The sequence below is a fragment of the Variovorax sp. WDL1 genome, from assembly GCF_001541225.1.
Taxonomy (GTDB): domain Bacteria; phylum Pseudomonadota; class Gammaproteobacteria; order Burkholderiales; family Burkholderiaceae_C; genus Variovorax.
Window position 1 is genome coordinate 1 of the sequence record NZ_LMTS01000227.1, and the last position, 1,457, is coordinate 1,457.

Genomic DNA, 1,457 nt, shown 5'->3' on the forward strand with positions numbered 1-1,457 from the left:
GCAGCGCTCCCGGCTTCCTCTGCACCAGCGGGATGTAGTGATCTGGCCCCCGGAAAACGGACACCACGAGGTCTGCTATTTTTGACCTTGTGGAGGATGTATGAAGAAGTCAGGACCAGATCGAAAGTACACGGACGAGTTTCGGCGAGCCGCGATCAAGCAGGTGGTCGACGGAGGTCGAGCCATCAGGCAGGTTGCTCGTTCTCTCGAAATGTCGGCTGGCACGCTCGGCAACTGGGTAGCCAAGGCGAACAAGGGGGAGGCATTGAGCAAGCTGCCCTCGGGTAAGCCGCCGCCGAGCGAACTCGAGGCCGAGGTCTCGCGGTTGCGCCAGGAGGTGGCGCGGCTGAAGATCGAGAAAGAAATATTGAAAAAAGCGGCGGCGTACTTCGCGAAGGAATCGATGTGAGGTACGCCTGGATACTCGCGAACCGCGAGGTGTATTCGATTCCGATGATGTGCGAGCTGCTCGGCGTGTCGCGCAGCGGTCTGAGTGCTGCAGCCAAGCGCGAGAGGTCCGAGCGCAGGTTGGAGGAGGCGGAGGTGGTCGAGCAGATCCGCCGCGCGCAGACAAAACACAAAGGGCGTTACGGACGTCGCCGGATGACGCCTGAGGTCAGCGAAGCGCTCGGGCGCAAGATCAACCACAAGCGCATCGGTCGGCTGATGCGAGACCATGATTTGCAAAGCCGCAAGCGTCGAGTATTTCGCGTGCGCACGACGGACTCCAGGCATGCCTATCCAATCGCGCCGAACATCCTGCAGCGCGACTTTGCTGCGACGGCGCCGGACCAGAAGTGGCTTGCGGACATGACCTATGTGCCGACGGCGGAGGGTTGGCTGTACCTGGCGCTCGTCATGGATCTGTTCGCACGCAAGATCGTGGGCTGGGCCATGAGCGAGACGATGCCCCAGGAGCTGACGATCGAGGCCCTGCAAGTGGCACTGGGTTGGCGGGACCCGCCTATGGGTTTGGTCCATCATTCAGACAGAGGTTCGCAATATGCGGCCAAGGACTACCGCAAGGTGCTGAAGGCGAGAGGAATCACCGTCTCGATGAGCCGCAAAGGAGACTGCTGGGACAACTCCCCGATGGAGTCGGCAAACGGGACGCTCAAAGTGGAGTGCATTCACGGCGAGAGCTTCAAGACCCGGGACGAAGCGAGGCAGGCGATCCTCGAGTACATCGGCTACTACAACACGCAACGCAGGCACTCGTCGCTTGGGTACGTGCCGCCAAGCCACTTCGAGCGGCGCTGGCGCGCCGAGATCGAAAAGCGAACCGAGGCATAGTACCCATGGCGAGCAGCGCGTTGACCACCGCCGGCCGGTTCGGTTCGTCGCAAGCGACCGAACCGGCCGACCGTGGACAACGCTTCCCGCAGATCGTGGTGTCCGCGTTTCGGGGTCCGGTTCAGTAGTGCTGCCAGTCGTAGCGCGTCTTGCCCTTGTCCGTC

The 1,457-nt window shown here is 61.9% G+C and carries 2 protein-coding genes; both read left to right on the plus strand.

The window, feature by feature from the left end; translation table 11 throughout:
* Positions 1-100: 100 nt before the first annotated feature.
* On the plus strand, positions 101-409 hold the full coding sequence (locus APY03_RS27640) for a transposase (RefSeq protein ID WP_068681936.1): 309 nt from the start codon (positions 101-103) through the stop codon (positions 407-409).
* A complete protein-coding gene (locus tag APY03_RS27645; protein ID WP_068681938.1) occupies positions 406-1,293 on the plus strand; it encodes an IS3 family transposase in 888 nt (295 codons plus the stop codon). The genes APY03_RS27640 and APY03_RS27645 overlap by 4 nt, the downstream gene beginning before the upstream one ends.
* Positions 1,294-1,457 lie beyond the last annotated feature (164 nt).